General features: G+C 67.1%; 14 protein-coding genes. 7 read left to right on the top strand and 7 right to left on the bottom strand.

What is annotated here, in order from left to right; translation table 11 throughout:
• Positions 1–228 precede the first annotated feature (228 nt).
• On the top strand, positions 229–1,566 hold the full coding sequence (locus ACIBAE_RS12750; RefSeq protein ID WP_399284452.1) for an MATE family efflux transporter: 1,338 nt from the start codon (positions 229–231) through the stop codon (positions 1,564–1,566).
• Positions 1,567–1,757: 191 nt separating this feature from the next.
• On the opposite strand, the gene rplI is transcribed toward ACIBAE_RS12750, so the two are convergent.
• The 4 genes from rplI to rpsF all read right to left on the bottom strand — a co-directional run bounded on the left by rplI (position 1,758) and on the right by rpsF (position 3,482).
• A complete protein-coding gene (gene rplI, locus ACIBAE_RS12745; protein ID WP_399284450.1) occupies positions 1,758–2,204 on the bottom strand; it encodes a 50S ribosomal protein L9 in 447 nt (148 codons plus the stop codon).
• Between the two features lie 18 nt (positions 2,205–2,222).
• Positions 2,223–2,459 (bottom strand): 30S ribosomal protein S18, encoded by a 237-nt coding sequence (gene rpsR / locus ACIBAE_RS12740; protein WP_003967857.1) that lies wholly within the window; start codon positions 2,457–2,459, stop codon positions 2,223–2,225.
• A 43-nt stretch (positions 2,460–2,502) separates the two neighbouring features.
• Positions 2,503–3,117 carry a single-stranded DNA-binding protein gene (locus tag ACIBAE_RS12735; RefSeq protein WP_399284449.1) on the bottom strand — a complete coding sequence of 205 codons (615 nt, stop codon included), beginning with the start codon at positions 3,115–3,117 and terminating at the stop codon, positions 2,503–2,505.
• A 74-nt stretch (positions 3,118–3,191) separates the two neighbouring features.
• Positions 3,192–3,482 (bottom strand): 30S ribosomal protein S6, encoded by a 291-nt coding sequence (rpsF, locus tag ACIBAE_RS12730; protein WP_006604399.1) that lies wholly within the window; start codon positions 3,480–3,482, stop codon positions 3,192–3,194.
• 270 nt (positions 3,483–3,752) lie between these two features.
• Between rpsF and ACIBAE_RS12725 the strand changes: the two genes are divergently transcribed.
• From ACIBAE_RS12725 to ACIBAE_RS12715, 3 genes are all read left to right on the top strand, one after another.
• A complete protein-coding gene (locus tag ACIBAE_RS12725; RefSeq protein ID WP_399284447.1) occupies positions 3,753–4,067 on the top strand; it encodes a hypothetical protein in 315 nt (104 codons plus the stop codon).
• A gap of 107 nt (positions 4,068–4,174) precedes the next feature.
• Positions 4,175–5,293 (top strand): lipid II:glycine glycyltransferase FemX, encoded by a 1,119-nt coding sequence (locus ACIBAE_RS12720; RefSeq protein WP_399284446.1) that lies wholly within the window; start codon positions 4,175–4,177, stop codon positions 5,291–5,293.
• Between the two features lie 113 nt (positions 5,294–5,406).
• The gene (locus ACIBAE_RS12715) at positions 5,407–6,438 is read left to right on the top strand and encodes an alanine racemase (RefSeq protein WP_399284444.1); all 1,032 of its coding nucleotides are present in this window, start codon (positions 5,407–5,409) and stop codon (positions 6,436–6,438) included.
• A gap of 174 nt (positions 6,439–6,612) precedes the next feature.
• Here the strand turns inward: ACIBAE_RS12715 and ACIBAE_RS12710 are convergent, their stop codons facing one another.
• Complete coding sequence (locus ACIBAE_RS12710) at positions 6,613–8,103, bottom strand: glycosyltransferase family 87 protein (protein ID WP_399284443.1); 1,491 nt, start codon at positions 8,101–8,103, stop codon at positions 6,613–6,615.
• Between the two features lie 127 nt (positions 8,104–8,230).
• Positions 8,231–10,888, bottom strand: a complete 2,658-nt coding sequence (locus tag ACIBAE_RS12705; RefSeq protein WP_399284441.1) for a transglycosylase domain-containing protein — start codon at positions 10,886–10,888, stop codon at positions 8,231–8,233.
• Positions 10,889–11,258: 370 nt separating this feature from the next.
• Here ACIBAE_RS12705 and ACIBAE_RS12700 point away from each other — a divergent pair, with 370 nt between their 5' ends.
• The 3 genes from ACIBAE_RS12700 to ACIBAE_RS12690 all read left to right on the top strand — a co-directional run bounded on the left by ACIBAE_RS12700 (position 11,259) and on the right by ACIBAE_RS12690 (position 14,523).
• The gene (locus ACIBAE_RS12700) at positions 11,259–11,975 is read left to right on the top strand and encodes a PadR family transcriptional regulator (RefSeq protein WP_399284439.1); all 717 of its coding nucleotides are present in this window, start codon (positions 11,259–11,261) and stop codon (positions 11,973–11,975) included.
• Between the two features lie 59 nt (positions 11,976–12,034).
• Entirely contained in the window at positions 12,035–13,117 is a 1,083-nt protein-coding gene (locus ACIBAE_RS12695) for an inositol-3-phosphate synthase (RefSeq protein WP_399284438.1), read from the top strand.
• Between the two features lie 92 nt (positions 13,118–13,209).
• Positions 13,210–14,523 (top strand): MFS transporter, encoded by a 1,314-nt coding sequence (locus tag ACIBAE_RS12690; protein ID WP_399284437.1) that lies wholly within the window; start codon positions 13,210–13,212, stop codon positions 14,521–14,523.
• A gap of 12 nt (positions 14,524–14,535) precedes the next feature.
• On the opposite strand, the gene ACIBAE_RS12685 is transcribed toward ACIBAE_RS12690, so the two are convergent.
• On the bottom strand, positions 14,536–15,978 hold the full coding sequence (locus tag ACIBAE_RS12685) for a CCA tRNA nucleotidyltransferase (protein WP_399284436.1): 1,443 nt from the start codon (positions 15,976–15,978) through the stop codon (positions 14,536–14,538).
• Between the last annotated feature and the right edge of the window lie 61 nt (positions 15,979–16,039).

The following is a 16,039-nucleotide window of genomic DNA, read 5'->3' as shown; positions in this document are numbered from 1 at the left end:
GCCGAACCTGTGCACGGACCGGGGGACAGCACTGTGGACAAACTCATAGCCATCTCCACTCGACCGTTCTGACCTGGCCTTTCTCCGTCCACCGACTGTGGGGAAGAAAAACTTTGCCGACTGGACCAAGATCACGACAAACGGCGCACAGCAGCGCCTTCACCCGGCCGACGGGTAAGGACCGTTGATGCCTTGTATCACTTACCTGTGGAAGATTAGATTGGCCTCATGACACAGGCCCCCTCGGCATCCAGGACAGAGCGACGACGCCACGACCGCGAGATCATCGCGCTCGCCGTCCCCGCCTTCGGCGCCCTTGTCGCCGAGCCGCTCTTCGTCATGGCCGACAGCGCGATCGTCGGCCACCTCGGCACCGCGCAGCTCGCCGGGCTGGGGATCGCGGCAGCCCTGCTGACCACCGCGGTGAGCGTCTTCGTCTTCCTCGCCTACGCGACCACCGCCGCCGTCGCGCGGCGGGTCGGCGCGGGCGATCTTCAGGGCGCGGTCCGCCAGGGCATGGACGGTATCTGGCTCGCGCTGCTGCTCGGCGCCGCGGTCATCGCCGTGACCCTGCCCAGCGCACCCTGGCTGATCCAGCTGTTCGGCGCCTCGGATACCGCTGCCTCGTACGCCGTCACCTATCTGCGGATCTCCAGCCTCGGCATCCCTGCCATGCTGGTCGTTCTCGCCGCGACCGGCGTACTGCGGGGCCTCCAGAACACCCGGACGCCGCTGTACGTGGCCATAGGCGGTTTCGCCGCCAACGCGGCGCTCAATGTGGCACTCGTCTACGGTGCCGGGCTAGGCATCGCAGGGTCCGCCTGGGGCACGGTGATCGCCCAGTGCGCGATGGCCGCTGTCTATCTGCTGGTCGTCCTGCGAGGAGCGCGTCGGCACGGCGCGTCACTACGCCCCGACACCGCGGGGATACGGGCGAGCGCCCAAGCGGGTGTGCCCCTACTGGTTCGTACGCTCTCGCTGCGTGCCGTCCTGATGATCGCCACCGCAGTCGCCGCCCGTCTCGGCGACGCGGATGTGGCAGCCCACCAGGTCATTCTGTCGCTGTGGAGTCTGATGGCCTTCGCACTCGACGCGATCGCCATTGCGGGACAGGCGATCATCGGTCGCTATCTGGGGGCGGGCAACGTCGAGGGTGCTCGGGAGGCGTGCCGTCGCATGGTGCAGTGGGGGGTCGCGGCCGGTGTTCTCCTCGGCGCGCTGATCGTACTTGCGCGCCCCCTGTTCATTCCGCTGTTCACCGGTGACCACGTCGTACGGGACGCGCTGCTGCCAGCTCTGCTGGTGGTGGCTGTCTCCCAGCCGATCTCAGGGATCGTCTTCGTCCTGGACGGCGTACTGATGGGCGCCGGGGACGGCCGGTATCTCGCTGGTGCCATGCTGGTGACCCTGGCCGTCTTCGCGCCGGTCGCCCTACTCGTCCCCACGCTCGGCGGTGGGCTCACGGCGCTGTGGTGGGCTATGGGGCTGATGATGGCGGTGCGCATGCTGACACTCTGGCTGCGCACCCGCTCCGGCCATTGGCTGGTCACGGGCGCCACCCGCTGACCAGCTATCTGCCCTGTTTCACGTGAAACATCGTGTGTGTCCATGTTTCACGTGAAACGGCTTGACGTCTTGCCCCGTCTTGGCGCCTCGACCCGTCTTGGCGTCTCGACGAGAAGAGGCTTGAAAAGAAAGCGAGAGGGCCGCACCCCCAGCGGGGTACGGCCCTCTCCATGCTCTGCCGAGCGCACCGCTTACGCGGAGATGACCTCGATGCCGAGCTTCGCGGCAACCTCGGGGTGCAGACGCACGGACACCTGGTGCGAGCCCAGGGTCTTGATCGGCGCACCGAGCTCGATGCGGCGCTTGTCGACCTCCGGGCCACCGGCCGACTTGATCGCCGAAGCGAGGTCGGAGGGGGTTACGGAGCCGAAGAGGCGGCCGGCGTCGCCGGAGCGAACAGCCAGACGTACCTTCACGCCTTCGAGGCGGGCCTTGATCTCATTGGCCTGCTCGATGGTCGCGATCTCGTGGATCTTGCGGGCGCGGCGGATCTGCGCCACGTCCTTCTCGCCACCCTTGGTCCAGCGGATCGCGAAACCACGCGGGACCAGGTAGTTACGAGCGTAGCCGTCCTTGACGTCAACGACGTCGCCAGCGGCACCGAGGCCAGAAACCTCGTGGGTGAGGATGATCTTCATGATTCGGTCACCCTCCCTTTATCGCGCGGTGGACGTGTAGGGCAGCAGCGCCATCTCACGGCTGTTCTTGACAGCCGTGGCGACGTCACGCTGGTGCTGCGTGCAGTTGCCGGTAACGCGGCGGGCACGGATCTTACCGCGGTCGGAAATGAACTTCCGCAGCATGTTCGTGTCCTTGTAGTCCACGTACTGGGTCTTGTCCTTGCAGAATGCGCAGACCTTCTTCTTAGGCTTGCGCACCGGCGGCTTCGCCATGGTGTTTCTCCTGTGTGATCAAGAAGTGGGGTACGAGCCCGCCCTAGAAGGGAGGCTCGTCCGAGTAGCCGCCGCCGGAGCTTCCGCCCCAGCCGCCTCCATTGCCCCCGCCGCTCTGCGGCTGCTGCTGGCCACCGCCGGCCGGCGCGCTGGTCGCCCACGGGTCGTCGGCGGGAGCACCGCCGCCGCCCTGCTGGCCGCCGCCACTGGGGCCGCCGCCCCAGTTGCCGCTGCCGCTGCCGCCGCCGCTGCCGCCCTGCTGGCCGCCGCCGTAACCGCCCTGGCCGCCGCGACCGGTGGTCTTGGTGACCTTGGCCGTGGCGTTCTTGAGGCTGGGGCCGACTTCCTCGACATCCAGCTCGTAGACCGTGCGCTTGACGCCCTCGCGGTCATCGTAGGACCGCTGCTTCAGCCGGCCCTGCACGACGACGCGCATGCCTCGCTGAAGCGACTCAGCGACGTTCTCCGCCGCCTGACGCCAGACCGAGCAGGTCAGGAACAGGCTCTCGCCGTCCTTCCACTCATTGGTCTGACGGTCGAAGGTGCGGGGTGTGGACGCGACGCGGAACTTCGCGACCGCCGCACCGGACGGGGTGAAGCGCAGCTCGGGGTCGTCGACGAGATTGCCGACGACCGTGATGACGGTCTCGCCTGCCATGGGTGAACCTCTCGGCGGGGATTGCTTCTGGCTGCTTGCTGCTACTCGAACCCGATGACTTCTGAGCTAGAGGCTCAGTGGGTCTCGGGGCGGAGGACCTTGGTCCGGAGGACCGACTCGTTCAGGTTCATCTGTCGGTCGAGCTCCTTGACGACCGCAGGCTCGGCCTGCAGATCGATGACCGAGTAGATGCCCTCGGGCTTCTTCTTGATCTCGTAAGAGAGACGACGACGGCCCCAGGTGTCGACCTTCTCGACCTTTCCGTTGCCCTCACGGACAACGGAGAGGAAGTTCTCGATCAGCGGGGAGACAGCTCGCTCCTCGAGATCGGGGTCGAGGATGACCATCACCTCGTAGTGACGCATGTGGAACCCACCTCCTTTGGACTCAGCGGCCACGGTCGTTCCGTGGCAGGAGGGTCGTGATGCGTGAACAACGGTATCCACCGCCACTGACAGTCCACCTCGGCGTACGAGGAGCTGTCTTTTGGCTAGGGCAGACACCGCTGCAGACGTTACAGACTACCCGCACACCTGCTTCGGGTTGAAATCCGGTCCTCCCCGGGAACAATCTGTACACATCGGGTGTGTGCGCCGCGACGACGCGCCACCTCCGGCAAAGCCAGGAGGTGCCACATGGCACAGGCAATGCGACCCAACTCGTCCACCTCTCTGTTCGCCACCGACGGCAAGCGCCATCCGCTGCAGGACGCTCTGGTAGCGGTAACGATGGTGCTGGGCGTGATCGCCGTCGTCTCGGCGTTCTACAGCAACCTGCACCTGCTCACCTCGTGGGCCGGGCTGGTGGGAATCCTGACGGGCGGGTCCTCGCAGTTCATCTCCGTGACGACCCGCGAACGGTTCCTGACCATCCTCGGACTCGGCGCCTCGGCGGTGGGCTTCTTCATCGGAATGGCGCACGGCGGGCTCTTCGGCGGAGTGATCGGCTGACCAGCGCCTCCCCAGGCCGGACGGGGCGCTCCATCGGCCAGTAGGCTTCGGCGCGAGAGCCGGAGCCCCTGAATCCATGGGGACACACCTGCCGAGGAGCGCCCCGCATGAGCCTGACCCTGAGGACCATCAGCCCAGAGCAGCATCTGGCTTACATCCAGAGCCTGCCCGCGGCTAGTCATTGCCAGGTCCCGGCATGGGCTGACGTGAAGACCGAGTGGCGCTCCGAGAACCTGGGGTGGTTCGACAAGAACGACCAGCTCGTCGGTGCCGGTCTGGTGCTCTACCGGCAGCTGCCGAAGATCAAGCGGTACCTGGCGTACCTGCCGGAGGGCCCGGTGATCAACTGGTACGCCCCCAATCTGGACGACTGGCTGCAGCCGATGCTGGCGCATCTCAAGCACCAGGGCGCCTTCTCCGTGAAGATGGGGCCGCCGGTCGTCATCCGCCGCTGGGACGCCGGCGCGATCAAGTCCGGTATCCAGGACCCGGACGTCAAGCGCCTGCGCGACGTCGAGGCCACCCATATCGAGCCGCGCGCCTTCGAGGTGTCCGACCGACTGCGCAAGATGGGCTGGCAGCAGGGCGAGGACGGCGGCGCCGGCTTCGGTGACGTACAGCCGCGCTTCGTCTTCCAGGTGCCCCTGGCGAACCGTTCGCTGGACGATGTCCTCAAGGGCTTCAACCAGCTGTGGCGACGCAACATCAAGAAGGCCGAGAAGGCCGGCGTGGAGGTCGTCCAGGGCGGCTACGAGGACCTCGACGAGTGGCAGCGGCTGTACGAGATCACCGCCGAGCGCGATCACTTCCGGCCGCGGCCGATGTCGTACTTCCAGCGCATGTGGACCGTCCTGAACACCGAGGACCCCAACCGCATGCGCCTGTACTTCGCCCGTCACGAGGGTGAGAACGTCGCTGCGGCGACGATGCTGATCGTCGGCGGCCACGTCTGGTACTCCTACGGCGCCTCCGCCAACCACAAGCGTGAGGTACGGCCCTCGAACGCGATGCAGTGGCGCATGCTGCGTGACGCCTACGCGATGGGCGCCACGGTCTACGACCTGCGGGGCATCTCCGACTCCCTCGACGAGACCGACCACCTCTTCGGTCTGATCCAGTTCAAGGTGGGCACCGGCGGCGAGGCCGCCGAGTACATCGGCGAGTGGGACTTCCCGCTCAACAAACTGCTCCACAAGGCGCTGGACATCTACATGTCGCGTCGCTGACGGCGATGAGGGGCGGCGGGATTCTCCTGAACCCGCCTCCACCAATCCGCCACAACCCCCGACATCCCTCATATCCTTCACAACCGCAGCCACGAGAAAGGTTCCGGACCGGCATGGCGCTCTCCCTCTACGTCGACACCGCGCGCTGGCGAGCGCACCAGAAGTCGGTCATCGACCAATTCCCAGGTCTCGTCCCGGTCTGCAAAGGCAACGGCTACGGCTTCGGCCATGAACGTCTCGCCGACGAGACCACCCGCTTCGGCTCCGACACGCTCGCCGTCGGCACCATCTACGAGGCTGCCCGGATCAAGGACTGGTTCAGTGGCGACCTCCTCGTCCTGACGCCCTTCCGGCGGGGTGAGGAGCCGGTGCCGCTGCCCGACCGGGTCATCCGCTCCGTCTCGTCCGTGGACGGCGTGTACGCCTTGGTAGGTGCCCGCGTCGTCATCGAGTGCATGAGCTCCATGAAGCGCCACGGAGTCAAGGAGGAGGAGCTCGGCCAGCTGCACGCCGCCATAGAGGACGTCCGTCTGGAAGGCTTCGCGCTGCACCTCCCGCTCGACCGTACGGACGGCTCGGACGCGGTCGAGGAAGTCATCGCCTGGATGGACCGGCTGCGCGCGGCACGGCTCCCCCTGCACACCATGTTCGTCAGTCACCTGCACGCCCAGGAGCTGGCCCGGCTGCAGCAGCAGTTCCCGCAGACCCGCTTCCGCGCCCGCATCGGTACGCGGCTGTGGCTCGGCGACCACGAGGCCACCGAGTACCGCGGTTCCGTGCTGGACGTCACCAAGGTCGTCAAGGGTGACCGGTTCGGCTACCGCCAGCAGAAGGCCGCCTCCGACGGCTGGCTGGTGGTCGTCGCCGGGGGCACGTCCCACGGGGTCGGTCTGGAAGCCCCCAAGGCCCTGCACGGTGTGATGCCGCGCGCCAAGGGCGTCGCGCGGGCCGGCCTGGCCACGGTCAACCGCAACCTCGCGCCGTTCGTCTGGGACGGTAAGCAGCGCTGGTTCGCCGAACCGCCGCACATGCAGGTGTCGATCCTGTTCGTGCCCTCGGACGCCGCGGAGCCCAAGGTCGGCGACGAGCTGGTGGCTCATCTGCGGCACACGACGACCCAGTACGACCGCCTCGTCGACCGCTGACCACTCACCGCTGACCACTCACCGCTGACCCTCACCGCCGGCCCCACGGGCGCCCCTGAGCACGTCGGGGCGCCCGTGAACCGGGCCACCGGCCCCGCCCCTGGGGCTCAGGCGGATTCCGCGAGCTCGCCGACGCCCGGAGCTTGTCCCCTCCAGGCGGCCGTACGAAGCCGGTCAGGCGGCCCCTGGCGGCTGTACGCCCCATTCGACCCGCGGACCCTCCAGCGCCTGGGCGACGGGCCGCGTCGGGCGGGGTGCCCGTCCGAGGACGAACACGTCCTCCGCGCCGTCCAGCACGCCACCCGACGGATCGTCCGAACCGTCGGACCGTACGCCGTCACGCTCCGGCATCAGGATGTCCCGCACGACCAGCGCGCACAGGTACAGCGTCCCCAGCAGATGCAGGGCGACGGTGAGCTGGTAGCCCTCGGGCGGCAGCCCCTTATGGGCGTCGCCGCTCGTCGTGTAGGCGAGGTACATCCAGATGCCCAGGTAGTAGCTGATCTCGCAGGCCTGCCAGATCAGGAAGTCCCGCCAGCGCGGCCGGGCCAGCGCGGCCAGCGGAACCAGCCACAGGACGTACTGCGGTGAGTAGACCTTGTTGGTGAGGATGAAGGCCGCGACCACGAGGAAGGCGAGCTGGGCGAAGCGCGGCCGGCGCGGGGCTGTCAGGGCCAGCGCTCCTATGCCCACGCACGCCAGGAGCATCAGCAGCATCGCGATGTTGTTGACGGTGTCGACGTCCATCGACTCGCCCGTGCGCTGCGTGATGATCAGCCAGAACGAGCCGAAGTCGATCTGCCGCTCCCTGCTGAAGGTGTAGAACTTCTTCCACCCCTCGGGTGCGAGGAGCATCACCGGCAGATTCACCACCAGCCACGCACCGGCCGCTCCCAGCAGCGCCGCCCCGTACTCGCGGTACTTCCCGGCTCGCCAGCACAGCACGAGCAGAGGTCCGAGCAGCAGGACCGGGTAGAGCTTCGCGGCGGTCGCGAGCCCGATGAGAATCCCGAAGGCGAGGGCGCGGCCACGGGACCACATCAGCATCGCGGCGGCCGTGAGTGCCACGGCCAGCAGATCCCAGTTGATGGTGGCGGTGAGCGCGAAAGCGGGCGCGAGAGCGACCAGCAGGGCGTCCCAGGGACGGCGCCGATGGGTGCGGGCGACACAGACCGCGACGACGACCGCGCAGATCATCAGCAATCCCGCGTTGACCATCCAGTACATCTGCTCGCGGTACTGCGTGGAACCGCCCGGCGTGAGCCAGGAGGCCACCTCCATGAAGACCCCCGTCAGCACGGGGTACTCCAGGTACTTCATGTCGCCGTTCAGCTGATCGAAGTACGGCACGAGATTGTCGGCGAAGCCACGCCCCAGAAAGAGGTGCGGGATGTCCGAGTAGCAGGCATGGGTGTACTGGGAGCTGGCACCCCGGAACCACGCCCAGTCGTAACACGGCATCTTCTGCGCCATGCCCAGCGCGAACATCCCGATCGCCACCAGAGCGACGACCCGCACGGGCGTGAGCCGGCTGCTGCCGAACCAGGCCCAGCGGCCGGCCGGGCCGCCGATCAGCTCACTGCCGGCTGCGGCGATCTCGTCCCGCCGCGTCGGCGGTACGACCGACCGGTCCTGATGCACGGGTGTCTCTTCTGCGCTCGGCATGCCGACCATCCTGCCGTACGCCGCCCCGGACACGGCGAGGGCCGCCGCACCGTACGTACACCGTGTGGGTACGTATCCGATGCGACGGCCCTCGTGTCAGGTACCGCGGTACCGCGATCCGGGCCGGTCAGCCGCCCGCTCCTCCGAAGAAGCCTCCGCCACCGTTCTGGCCGCCGTTGTTCCCCCCACCGGGCGGGGACGCCGTCCCACTGGGGCCTCCGTCGGCTCCGGCATTGGCTCCGCCCTGATCGGTGCCCTGGTCGGCCCCCTGGTCGGCCCCCTGGTTGGCGCCGCCGTTGTTCCCACAGCCCCACGGCACCCTGCAGGTCTCGGTCGGGGCCGGAGAGGACGGGGACGGCGTCTCTGACGGCGTCTCGGACGGCGTCTCCGAAGGCGTCTCGGACGGGGTCTCGCTCGGCGTGGGGGAGGGTGAGGCGCCGCCGCCGTACCAGCCCTCACCGATGGGCTCGGGCTTGGGGAAGGGCTTGGACGGCTGTCCCTTCAGCGCCTCCTCCATGTAGTCGTGCCAGATCTCGGACGGGAACGAGGCACCGTGGATCTTCTCCTGGCCACCGGTGCCGAACATCTCCTCGAAAGTGCGATCCTTGTTCTTCGCGTCATCGTCCAGGCGGTACATGTCGATGGCGGTCGACAGCTGCGGGGTGTAGCCGACGAACCAGGCCGACTTGTTGCCGTCGGTGGTTCCGGTCTTGCCGGCCACCTCACGGCCCACGAGCTTCGCGTTCGTACCGGTGCCCTTCTCCACGACGGTCTTCAGCACGTCCGTGACGTTGTCCGCGACCTGGGCGTCGAACGCGTTCTTCGGGCGGTCCTCGTGCGTGTAGATGGTGCTGCCGCCCCGGTCCACCTTCTTCACGGAGAACGGATCGCGCTGCTTGCCGTGTGCCGCGAACGTGCCGTAGGCACCCGCCATCCGGATGGCGCTCGGATCGGAGATACCGATCGAGAACGACGGCACGTTGGACTTGGAGAGCGAGGACTTCAGAAGGCCGGCGCTCACCGCCGCGTCCCTCACCTGGGGGATGCCGATGTCCATGCCCAGTTGGACGAAGGGGGAGTTGGCGGATTCCCGCATGGCCTCACGCAGGTTGATGGGGCCGTAGCTCGTCTGGCCGTCGTTCGTCTGCAGCCACTCCTTGCCTTCCTCGTTCGTCCAGATCGAACGGTCCCATCTCTTGATCTTGAGCTTGTTGTCCCCGTTGTAGATGGCCTTGTCCGGCGAGATCCTGGTGCGCTGGTCCTCGCTCTGGGACTCCCGGCCCTCGGGGTCCCGCACTCCGTCCTTCATCGCCGCGGCCAGCACGAACGGCTTGAAGGTCGAGCCGACCTGCGCGCCCGTCTGGTCGGCGTTGTTGGTGAAGTGCTTCGTGGCGTCCTGGCCGCCGTAAATAGCCACGATCGCCCCGGTGGCGGGATCGACCGACGCGCCGCCGAACTGGACATGGGTGTCCTTGTCCGGACGCTTCTTGGGGTCGATGTTGGCCTTGTAGACCGCCGTGACGGCCTTCTCCAGCGCTTCGACCTTCGCCCTGTTGAAGGTCGTGTAGATCTCGTACCCGCCTTTGGAGAGATCGTCCGTCGTGAGGCCTTGTTTGTTGTTATTGACGAAATAGGCCTTGGCGAGGTCCACCAGGTAGCCGACCTGTCCACCCAGTTGGGCGTTCTTCTTCGGCTCCTGCGGATTCGGGAACTCGGTGTACTTGGCACGCTCGGCGGCCGGGAGACTCCCGTCCTTCGCCATCTCGTCGAGAATCCACTTCCACCGTTTCGTGGCTCTCGCGGTGTTGGCCTCAGGCGTGGCCCCCGGGTCGATCTCCGGGGCGCCCGCGGGGTCGTAGTAGCTCGCGCCCTTCAGAAGCGTGGCCAGGAAAGCGCACTGGCTGGGGTTCAGGTCCTTGGCGTCGACACCGTAGTACGTACGGGCCGCGGCCTGAATGCCGTAGGCGCCACGCCCGTAGTAGGAGGTGTTGAGATACCCCTCCATAATTTTGGGCTTTTCGACTTCGGTGCCGACCTTTATCGAGATGAAGAGCTCTTTGAACTTACGGCTCAGCGTCTGACTCTGATCGTTGAGGAGGGCGTTCTTGACGTACTGCTGAGTGATGGTGGAACCACCCTGCGTCTGGCCGCCCTTGGCCATGTTGACGAACGCCCTGGCGATGCCCATCGGGTCCACGCCGGAGTCCTTGTAGAACGTCTTGTTCTCGGCGGAGATGACCGCGTACTGCATCGCCCGGGGAATCACGTCGATCGTGATGATCTGCCGGTTGATCTCACCGCCGGTGGAGACCATGGGCGTACCGTCGTCCCAGTAGTAGACGTTGTTCTGGGCCTTTGAGATCTTGCTGTCGTCAGGCACCCCCACCACGGCGTACGCGATGGTCCCGGCGGCCATGAGCGAGCCGAGGAAACCGATGGAGAGTGCGGTGGTCTGTTTCCAGGACGGCACCCACCGGCGCCAGCCGTACTTGTTGTACCGCGGGTAGTCGATCAACCGCTTCTTGGACGGCTGCCCTCCCCGACCACGGCCGGGACCGGCGCCCCCGGCTTCCGGCGCGCGTCGGCGGCCGCCGCGCTGGGCGGCCCGCCGGGCCTCGGCCCGGCCGCCGTAGGGGCGCTCCTCCTCGTAGGCGTCGGAGGGTGAAGCCGAAGCGGCTTCGCGGGAAGGGGCGGCGCGGCGGCCGGCCGGCTGCTGGGCCGCGCGCCTGGCCGCGGCACGTCCGCCACCCTGCGGCTGTGGCGGTTTGCGACGGTGCTCGCTCATCGAACGACTACTCCTCGGGCAGGCGTGTACGCCTGGAAGCGGCAGTTGAGTTCCGGTCCCCCCGAAATGAATACGGACCAGCCCGGTATCGGGCCCGTCCGGTATGCATCCGGTAAGCCCACAGTCTTGACGCTCCCTCGCGCCTCGTGGTTCCCGGTGGTCTGCATCCCGCACAGACTACGCACGGCCAAAACCTACCGAGAGATGAAGTTCACCCCAAATCAGGCAAGTTGCTTCCTGTTAATTGGTGATGTGACGCCGTTCACCCTGCCCCCTCTTGCCCCAGCAGGCTCCCCGGCCTATCGTGCTGATGTATCGAGTCGATACATCAGCACGGCATACCAGTCCCGGACGGCGGAGGAGGCGAAGGGTGAGCAGGCGATCGGGCATCCTCGAGTTCGCCGTCCTCGGTCTGCTCCGCGAGTCCCCTATGCACGGGTATGAGCTGCGCAAACGGCTCAATACGTCACTGGGAATCTTCCGGGCCTTCAGCTACGGGACGCTTTACCCCTGCCTCAAGACGCTGGTCGCCAACGGCTGGTTGATCGAGGAGCCGGGCAGTGCTCCTGAAGAGGCGGTCGCCGCCTCGCTCGCCGGACGCCGCGCCAAGATCGTCTATCGATTGACGGCGGAAGGTAAGGAGCAGTTCGAGGAGCTGTTGTCGCACACCGGCCCCGACGCCTGGGAGGACGAGCATTTCGCTGCTCGGTTCGCCTTCTTCGGACAGACGGAGCGCGAGGTGCGGGTGCGCGTGCTGGAAGGCCGCCGCAGCCGGCTGGAGGAGCGTCTGGAGAAGATGCGCGCCTCCCTGGCCCGGACACGCGAGCGCCTCGACGATTACACACTTGAGCTGCAGCGGCACGGCATGGAGTCCGTGGAGCGCGAAGTGCGCTGGCTGAACGAGCTCATCGAGAGCGAGCGGGCGGGACGGGATCAGAGACGGTCCGGCCCCGAAGGGCCCGCTGAGCAGGAAGACACATCGGGAGAAGCGGGTGGCCTGCCCCGGCACCGGGATGCCGCGTCTTCCGGGGGTCCGCCCCCGGGACGTCCCGGTCCGCCGGATCCGTCCGCGGACACCGTCACGTGAGGCCTGCATCTCCGCAGGGCCTCATCAGGAACACTGAAATCACACAGGGAGCAACCGGAATGGGTTCGGTTCGCGTAGCCATCGTCGGCGTGGGCAACTGCGCCGCCTCGCTGGTGCAGGGCGTCGAGTACTACAAGGACGCCGACCCGGCGGGCAAGGTACCGGGTCTGATGCACGTCCAGTTCGGCGAGTACCACGTGCGGGACGTCGAGTTCGTGGCCGCCTTCGACGTCGACGCGAAGAAGGTCGGTCTCGACCTCGCGGACGCCATCGGCGCCAGCGAGAACAACACCATCAAGATCTGCGACGTGCCGTCGACGGACGTCACCGTCCAGCGCGGTCACACCCTCGACGGTCTGGGCAAGTACTACCGCCAGACGATCGAGGAGTCCCCCGAGGCTCCGGTCGACATCGTCCAGATCCTCAAGGACAAGCAGGTCGACGTCCTGGTCTGCTACCTGCCCGTGGGTTCCGAGGCTGCCGCGAAGTTCTACGCGCAGTGCGCCATCGACGCCAAGGTCGCTTTCGTCAACGCCCTCCCGGTCTTCATCGCCGGCACGAAGGAGTGGGCGGACAAGTTCACCGAGGCCGGTGTCCCGATCGTCGGTGACGACATCAAGTCCCAGGTCGGCGCCACCATCACGCACCGCGTCATGGCGAAGCTCTTCGAGGACCGGGGCGTCGTCCTGGACCGCACGATGCAGCTGAACGTCGGCGGCAACATGGACTTCAAGAACATGCTCGAGCGGGAGCGTCTGGAGTCCAAGAAGATCTCCAAGACGCAGGCCGTCACCTCCCAGATCCCCGACCGCGACCTGGGTGCGGACAACGTCCACATCGGCCCGTCGGACTACGTCGCGTGGCTGGACGACCGCAAGTGGGCTTACGTCCGCCTTGAGGGCCGTGCCTTCGGTGACGTTCCGCTGAACCTGGAGTACAAGCTCGAGGTCTGGGACTCCCCGAACTCCGCAGGTGTCATCATCGACGCCGTGCGCGCCGCGAAGATCGCCATGGACCGCGGCATCGGCGGCCCGATCCTCTCCGCGTCCTCGTACTTCATGAAGTCGCCGCCGGTCCAGTACTTCGACGACGAGGCCCGCGTGAACGTCGAGAAGTTCATCAAGGGCGAGGTCGAGCGCTAAAGCTCGGTCTTCCCGACGAGAGGGGTCACCGGGCCGCGTGTCCGGTGACCCTTCTCGCATGTCCCGGTGGCGCGTATGTGACGCTGACCCACATGCCTGTCGTACGGGATCTGCGCGTACTCCTGCGCCTCAGAGATTTCCGACGCCTTCTGGCGGTACGCCTGCTCTCCCAGGCCGCCGACGGCGTCTTTCAGGTGGCGCTCGCCACCTACGTCGTCTTCTCCCCGGAGAAGCAGACCTCGCCGGCCGCGATCGCGTCCGCCATGGCGGTCCTGCTGCTGCCGTACTCACTGATCGGACCGTTCGCCGGCGTTCTGCTGGACCGTTGGCAGCGTCGCCAGGTGTTCCTGTACGGGAATCTGCTGCGGGCCTTGCTGGCGAGCTGTACGGCGCTGCTGATCGTCGCCTCCGTACCCGACTGGCTCTTCTATGTTTCGGCGCTGTCCGTGACCGCCGTCAACCGGTTCGTTCTGGCCGGGCTCTCCGCCGCTCTGCCCCATGTCGTCGACGCCGACCGTCTTGTCGTCGCCAACTCGCTCTCGCCGACGGCCGGAACGCTCGCCGCGACCGGGGGCGGCGGGCTCGCCTTTCTCGTACGGCTCTCCGCCGCGGACTCCGACGCGGCCGTCGTTCTGGTGGGTGCCGCTCTCTACCTGTGCGCGGCAGGGTCCTCGCTTCTCCTGGCGCGCGGACTTCTCGGACCTGAGCAGTCGTTGGTCCAGCCGCGGCTGGGAGCCGCACTGGGCTCCACCGTGCGGGGGCTCGTCGGCGGGCTGCGGCACCTCTCCGAGCGGCGCACGGCGGCGCGCGCGCTGGCCGGCATGACGGTGATGCGCTTCTGCTACGGGGCGCTGACGGTCATGGTGCTGATGCTCTGCAGATACGCCTGGTCGACTGAGGAGTCCGGAGGGCTGGCACTGCTCGGGCTCGCTCTCGCCGTCTCCGGGATGGGGTTCTTCGCCGCCGCGGTACTCACACCGTGGACGGTGAGCCGGCTCGGCCCGTACGGATGGATGGGGACGTGTGCGGGAGCGGCTGCCCTACTCGAACCGGTTCTGGGGCTCGCCTTCACGCCGGTTCCCGTACTGATCGCGGCCTTCGTCCTCGGTCTGGTAACGCAGGGCGCCAAGATCGCCACGGACACCGTGGTGCAGACCGCGGTGGACGACGCTTTCCGCGGCAGGATCTTCTCTCTCTACGACGTGCTGTTCAACGTCGCCTTCGTCGGTGCCGCCGCAGTGGCCGCATTGCTGCTACCGCCGGATGGCCGGTCAGTACCGCTCGTCCTGACCGTCGCCGTCCTGTACGCCGCCACTGCCGCCGCGACAACGCGTCGGGGGCGGAGCTTCACGTGGAACCCGGCCCCCGAGCAGGGCGCAGAGCGTCATGTTTCACGTGAAACATGACGCTCTGCGGCTTCAGTTCCGCGTGCCCCACCATTCTTTGAGGGCTGCCACGGCCGAGTCGTGTTCCATCGGTCCGTTCTCCAAGCGCAGTTCCAGCAGGAACGTGTACGCCGCTCCGATCGCCGGCCCGGGACCGATCGCCAGGATCTCCATGATCTGATTGCCGTCCAGGTCAGGCCGGATGGAGTCCAGCTCCTCCTGCTCCTGCAGCTGGGCCACCCGGTCTTCCAGACCGTCGTACGCACGGGAGAGCGCGTTCGCTTTCCGCTTGTTCCGCGTGGTGCAGTCCGAGCGGGTCAGCTTGTGAAGGCGGCTCAGCAGCGGACCGGCATCGCGCACATAGCGCCGCACGGCCGAGTCGGTCCACTCGCCCGTTCCGTAGCCATGGAAGCGCAGATGCAACTCCACCAGCCGCGAGACATCCCTGATCATCTCGTTGGAGTACTTGAGCTCGGTCATCCGCTTCTTGGTGAGCTTCGCCCCCACCACCTCGTGGTGGTGGAAGGAAACCCGGCCGTCCTTCTCGAAGCGCCGCGTCCGGGGCTTGCCGATGTCATGCAGCAGAGCGGCCACCCGTAGCACCAGGTCCGGCCCGTCCTCCTCCAGATCGATGGCCTGTTCCAGAACGGTCAGCGAGTGCTCGTACACGTCCTTGTGCCGGTGATGCTCGTCGCTCTCCAGACGTAGCGCCGGAAGCTCAGGCAGCACCCGGTCGGCGAGCCCGGTGTCGACGAGCAGGGCCAGGCCCTTACGGGGGTGGGTGGAGAGGATCAGCTTGTTCAGCTCATCACGGACCCGCTCGGCGGAGACGATCTCGATGCGGTCGGACATGGCCTTCATGGCGGCGACCACGTCCGGATCCACCGCGAAGTCCAGCTGCGCGGCGAAACGCGCGGCGCGGAGCATCCGCAGCGGGTCGTCGGAGAACGAGTCCTCGGGGGTTCCAGGCGTACGCAGCACCTGGGCCGAGAGGTCCTCAAGGCCGCCATGGGGATCGATGAACTCCTTCTGCGGCAGCGCGACAGCCATCGCGTTCACCGTGAAGTCCCGGCGCACGAGGTCTTCCTCGATGGAGTCACCGTAGGACACCTCGGGTTTGCGGGACGTCCGGTCGTATGCCTCCGAGCGGTACGTCGTCACCTCGATCTGATAGCCGTCCTTCTGGCTGCCGACCGTGCCGAAGGCGATCCCGACCTCCCACACCGAGTCCGCCCAGGGCCTGACGATCTTCAGGACGTCCTCGGGGCGGGCGTCGGTCGTGAAGTCCAGGTCGTTGCCGAGCCGGCCCAGCAGGGCGTCCCTGACCGAGCCGCCGACCAGGGCGAGACCGAATCCGGCTTGCTGGAATCGGCGCGCGAGATCGTCCGCGACGGGGGACACCCGCAGCAGTTCACTGACCGCGCGGAGCTGCACCTGACTCAGTGCACTGGAATTGTCTTCATTGGCGTTCGGCACAACAGAAAAGGGTACGTGCCACGGCTCATGCGGGCCTCCCCGTTTCCGGGCGGCCCGGCCC

It is taken from the genome of Streptomyces sp. NPDC051569, assembly GCF_044454085.1.
Lineage (GTDB): Bacteria > Actinomycetota > Actinomycetes > Streptomycetales > Streptomycetaceae > Streptomyces.
Note: the sequence above shows the minus strand (reverse complement) of the source record. Positions and strands in the feature narration are given on the sequence as shown.

Bases quoted from the DNA above. Each gene is read 5' to 3' on its own strand.
- ACIBAE_RS12710 (WP_399284443.1), bottom strand. From the start codon at position 8,103: ATGCCGAGCGCAGAAGAGACACCCGTGCATCAGGACCGGTCGGTCGTA.
- rplI (WP_399284450.1), bottom strand. From the start codon at position 2,204: ATGAAGATCATCCTCACCCACGAGGTTTCTGGCCTCGGTGCCGCTGGC.
- rpsF (WP_006604399.1), bottom strand. From the start codon at position 3,482: ATGCGTCACTACGAGGTGATGGTCATCCTCGACCCCGATCTCGAGGAG.
- ACIBAE_RS12695 (WP_399284438.1), top strand. From the start codon at position 12,035: ATGGGTTCGGTTCGCGTAGCCATCGTCGGCGTGGGCAACTGCGCCGCC.
- ACIBAE_RS12735 (WP_399284449.1), bottom strand. From the start codon at position 3,117: ATGGCAGGCGAGACCGTCATCACGGTCGTCGGCAATCTCGTCGACGAC.
- ACIBAE_RS12690 (WP_399284437.1), top strand. From the start codon at position 13,210: ATGCCTGTCGTACGGGATCTGCGCGTACTCCTGCGCCTCAGAGATTTC.
- ACIBAE_RS12725 (WP_399284447.1), top strand. From the start codon at position 3,753: ATGGCACAGGCAATGCGACCCAACTCGTCCACCTCTCTGTTCGCCACC.
- ACIBAE_RS12720 (WP_399284446.1), top strand. From the start codon at position 4,175: ATGAGCCTGACCCTGAGGACCATCAGCCCAGAGCAGCATCTGGCTTAC.
- ACIBAE_RS12715 (WP_399284444.1), top strand. From the start codon at position 5,407: ATGGCGCTCTCCCTCTACGTCGACACCGCGCGCTGGCGAGCGCACCAG.
- ACIBAE_RS12750 (WP_399284452.1), top strand. From the start codon at position 229: ATGACACAGGCCCCCTCGGCATCCAGGACAGAGCGACGACGCCACGAC.
- ACIBAE_RS12705 (WP_399284441.1), bottom strand. From the start codon at position 10,888: ATGAGCGAGCACCGTCGCAAACCGCCACAGCCGCAGGGTGGCGGACGT.
- rpsR (WP_003967857.1), bottom strand. From the start codon at position 2,459: ATGGCGAAGCCGCCGGTGCGCAAGCCTAAGAAGAAGGTCTGCGCATTC.